General features: G+C 66.4%; 3 protein-coding genes and 2 pseudogenes. 2 read left to right on the top strand and 3 right to left on the bottom strand.

Annotation, left to right across the window (positions count from 1 at the left end; genetic code table 11):
• Window positions 1–55 precede the first annotated feature (55 nt).
• From ENZ74_RS25405 to ENZ74_RS25395, 3 genes and pseudogenes are all read right to left on the bottom strand, one after another.
• Window positions 56–712 (bottom strand): annotated as a pseudogene (locus ENZ74_RS25405) (SIS domain-containing protein); the annotation flags it as partial.
• Window positions 713–729: 17 nt separating this feature from the next.
• Window positions 730–1,512, bottom strand: a complete 783-nt coding sequence (locus tag ENZ74_RS25400) for a GntR family transcriptional regulator (protein ID WP_063169682.1) — start codon at window positions 1,510–1,512, stop codon at window positions 730–732.
• Complete coding sequence (locus ENZ74_RS25395) at window positions 1,509–2,390, bottom strand: N-acetylglucosamine kinase (RefSeq protein ID WP_063169683.1); 882 nt, start codon at window positions 2,388–2,390, stop codon at window positions 1,509–1,511. Before ENZ74_RS25395 ends, ENZ74_RS25400 begins: the two co-directional genes overlap by 4 nt.
• A 199-nt stretch (window positions 2,391–2,589) precedes the next feature.
• Between ENZ74_RS25395 and ENZ74_RS25390 the strand changes: the two genes are divergently transcribed.
• Window positions 2,590–3,549 carry an N-acetylmuramic acid 6-phosphate etherase gene (locus ENZ74_RS25390; protein WP_027161162.1) on the top strand — a complete coding sequence of 320 codons (960 nt, stop codon included), beginning with the start codon at window positions 2,590–2,592 and terminating at the stop codon, window positions 3,547–3,549.
• Between the two features lie 2 nt (window positions 3,550–3,551).
• Window positions 3,552–3,723, top strand: a pseudogene (locus ENZ74_RS25385) (sugar ABC transporter substrate-binding protein); the annotation flags it as partial.

The raw sequence follows: 3,723 nt of genomic DNA, 5'->3' as shown, positions 1-3,723 counted from the left end.
TGACCTCGGCTGCGCTGAAATTCAAGGAGACCTGCGGCATGCATGCGGAAGCCTACAGCGCCGCCGACGGTCCGCGGCCGAGGATGAACAACGACTTCTGCTTCTCGATCGTCTCAGAGATCACGCTCATCCAGTCGCAGGCGATCGCCTTGCCGAAATGCTCCGGCAGGCGGGCAAGCGCCGCCAGCAGCGCATCGTCGCCGGTGGCATGCGCCATCAGAGCGAGGCCGGCGACGGCCGAATTGATGAAGGTCTTGGTCGCCGCGACGCTGCGCTCGGGGCCGGCCAGGATGTCGATCGCATAGTCCGAGGCACGCGCCAGCGGCGAATCGGCGGTGTTGGTGATGGCGACGGTCAGCGCGCCTCCCGCCCGCGCGGTTTCGGCCATGGCGACGATGTCGGGGCTCTTGCCCGACTGCGAGATCGCCAGACAGGCCGAGCCGGCGAGCCTGAGCTTGCGGCCATAGATCGAGGCGATCGACGGCCCGACCGATGCGACGGCCAGGCCCGCGGTCAGCTCGACGGCGTATTTCATGAAGGTGGCGGCATGGTCGGACGAGCCGCGCGCCACGGTGACGACGAACTGCGGGTCGCGTTCACGGATGCCGCGCCCGGCTTCGGTCAGCACGGCGCCGGAGCCGTCGAGCAGGCGGGCGACGGCCTGCGGGACCTCCTCGATCTCGCGCCGCATATGGGTCATCTCTGTCGACATGGTCGGCTCTGTCGTGCTCATGGTCGGCCCTCTTCGCTCGGCCCTGTCAGCCGCAGTTCGGCGACGAAATCATAGGCGTCGCCCCGGTAGATAGAGCGGGTGAATTCGATCACCTTGCCGCTCGCCAGATAGGAAATGCGTTCGATGTGCAGGCCGGCAATGCCTGGCGGCACCTCGAGCAGGCGCGCGTCGCTGTCGCCGAGATTGGCGGCGGAAATGCGCTGCACCGCCCGCACCGGCCGATTGCCGGTCAATTCCAGCGCGGCATAGAGCGAGGAGCCTATGTCGGCCGGGTCGGGCAACACGCTGGCCGACAGCGAGGCCCGCTCGATCGCCAGCGGCGTGTCGTTGGCAATGCGCAGGCGCGCCACGCGCGCCACCAGTTCGTTCGACGACAGGCCGAGCACCATCATTTCGTCGGGCGAAGGTGCGTAAAGGCCGCGGTCGAGCCATGCCGAACGCACCACCATGCCGCGCCGCGCCATGTCCTCGGTAAACGAGGTCAGCCGCGACAGCGACTGTTCGACACGCTCCATGCGCGGCGCCACGAAGGTGCCGGAGCCGTGGCGCTGCACCAGGATGCCGCCCTTGACCAGGTCCTGCACCGCCTTGCGCACGGTGACCCGCGAAATATCGGCCTTGGTGGCGATGTCGCGCTCGGAGGGCAGCGCGTCGCCCGGCCCGATCAGGCCGCGGTTGACCGCGTCCTCGATGCTCTTGCGCAGCTGCAGATAAAGCGGCGCGCCGCTTTGCGCCTGATGTTTCAGCGTGGCGAAGATCTGGTCGGCGGCCTCGCTCATCGAGTTGCCTTCGCGTGTCCGGCGAAAAGGCGAACCGCCATCTGCACCGCGCCGCCCAGCGCGTCGTCGAGCGGCGGCTTCAGCAGCGCCCGGTAGCGGGCAGACAGGCGCGGCGCGTAGAGCGGCGCCAGCCCGCCGAGGAGGCACAGCGGCGCGTCGTCGGCGAGATCGAGCGCGCCGAGCGAGGCTTCGACATCGGCAACCACCCTGTCGAGGATCCAGTTGGCGACGCTGTCGCCCTTCTCGGCGTGTTCGAACACCTTGGGTGCGAAGCCGCCGAAATCGCCGGGCTTGGCATTGGTGGTGAATTCGACGACATCCTCCGGGTTGTTGCGGAAGACGGCCAGCATGCTCTGCGTCAGCGGCGAGCCCGCGCGGACGCCGTCATAGGCAAGCAGTGTCTGTTCGAGCAGGTCGCGGCCGATACGGGCGCCGCTGCCCTGGTCGCCAACCTGGAAGCCCCAGCCGCCGATGGCGCGCGATTTGCCTTGTCTGCGCGCCATATAGGCGGTGCCGGTGCCGAGGATCGCCATGGCGCCGTCACCGGCGCCGACAGCGCCTTCCAGCGCGATTTCGGCGTCGGTCTCGACGCGGCTGATGCTGAATGGCAGGATCGCCTCGAGCTGCTGCCGGTAGGTGCCGACATTGGCGCCGGCAAGGCCGAGAATTGCGGGCGTTCGCGGGATCAGTTCCGGATCCTGCCCGGCGACGAGGAACGCCTGCCTGGCGGCCTCGACGATGTTCGAGCGGGCGCCGGTCAGGTCGGTGCGGATGTTGGCGGCGCCGCTTTTGGCGCGGCCGATCACCGTGCCGTCCGCCGTTGCCAGGGCGGCCCTGCAGCTGGTGCCGCCGCCATCGATTCCGAGCACGAAATTCACGTTGATTTCTCCTCCGGGCGGATAATACCAATAAAATACCAATAGCCAAGGATTAATTTCCGTTTCAAAAAGTTTAAGCCGTATTTTATTGAAGAATCTGCCTATTTCGGCGGCTCAGCGATTTCCGGCCCGCGAATTCGTTAATGCGTGTGGACAAGTGGTATTTTTTTGGTATTGTTCTGGTATTGGAGGAACCGGGATGGCCGAAACGCGCACCGAAGCGCTTCACAAAAATGCCGAGGGGCTGGATATCCAGCCTCCGGACGCCATCCTTTCCTATTTGGCCGATGCGCAGATCGAAGCCGCCAAGGTGGTGCGCCATGCCATTCCATCCATCGCCAGGGCCGCCGAGATCATCGCCGGCAGGCTGAAGAGCGGGGGCAAGCTTGCCTACGCCGCGGCCGGCAGCTCAGGCCTGATGGCACTGGCCGATGCGCTGGAGCTGCCGGGCACCTTCGGCATTCACCGCGACCGCATCGCCATCCTGATCGCCGGCGGCGACGACGCTTTCCGCACGCTGGCCGGCGGGCCGGAAGACGATACCGAGGAAGCCGCGGCAGCGGTCGCCGAGGCCGGCCTCGGCAAGGGCGACTGCCTGATCGCCATTTCCGCCAGCGGCACGACGCCCTATGCCGTGCGGGCCATCGAGGAGGCTGCCCGCCGCGGCGCTGCCACCATCGGCATCGCCAACAACAGGGACTCTGCGCTGCTGCGCCAGGCACAAACCGCCATCCTGCTCGAAACGCCGCCGGAACTGATCGCCGGCTCCACGCGCATGGGCGCCGGCACTGCCCAGAAGATCGCGCTCAACATGCTGTCGACGCTGACCGCCATCCATCTCGGCCATGTGCATGACGGCTACATGGTCAATCTCATGGCCGACAACATCAAGCTGCGCGACCGCGCGGCGCGTATCGTCGCCGCCGTCAGCGGCCGCGGCACGGACGAAGCGGCCCGCCTGCTCGAAAAGAGCGGCGGCGCGGTCAAGACCGCCATTCTGCTCGCCGCCGGCGCCGACAGCACTGACGCGGCGCAGAAGATACTGGAAGAGGCCGGCCAGAAGTTGCGGCCGGCCCTTTCCGCTATAGAGGGGAGCAAGGGCTCAAAAGCCTCTGTTCTCATCAAAACCGAACCTGAAAAAGGTCAACAGGGAGACTGAGCATGACAACGAAACTACTGACGGCACTGCTTTTGGGCACCAGCATTCTCGGCTCGGCCGGGTTGGCTCACGCCGACGACGTAACGCTCAACATCGAAAGCTGGCGCGGCGACGACCTTGCCATCTGGAAGGACAAGCTGATCCCGGCTTTCGAAGCCAAGAACCCGGGCATCA

The organism is Mesorhizobium sp. M7A.F.Ca.CA.002.15.2.1, from assembly GCF_003998715.1.
Taxonomy (GTDB): domain Bacteria; phylum Pseudomonadota; class Alphaproteobacteria; order Rhizobiales; family Rhizobiaceae; genus Mesorhizobium; species Mesorhizobium ciceri.
The sequence above is the reverse complement of the archived record's forward strand: the minus strand, read 5'-3'. Positions and strand labels throughout refer to the sequence as shown.

Coding starts and splice junctions, on each gene's coding strand:
- ENZ74_RS25400 (WP_063169682.1), bottom strand. CDS start 1,512: ATGAGCGAGGCCGCCGACCAGATCTTCGCCACGCTGAAACATCAGGCG.
- ENZ74_RS25390 (WP_027161162.1), top strand. CDS start 2,590: ATGGCCGAAACGCGCACCGAAGCGCTTCACAAAAATGCCGAGGGGCTG.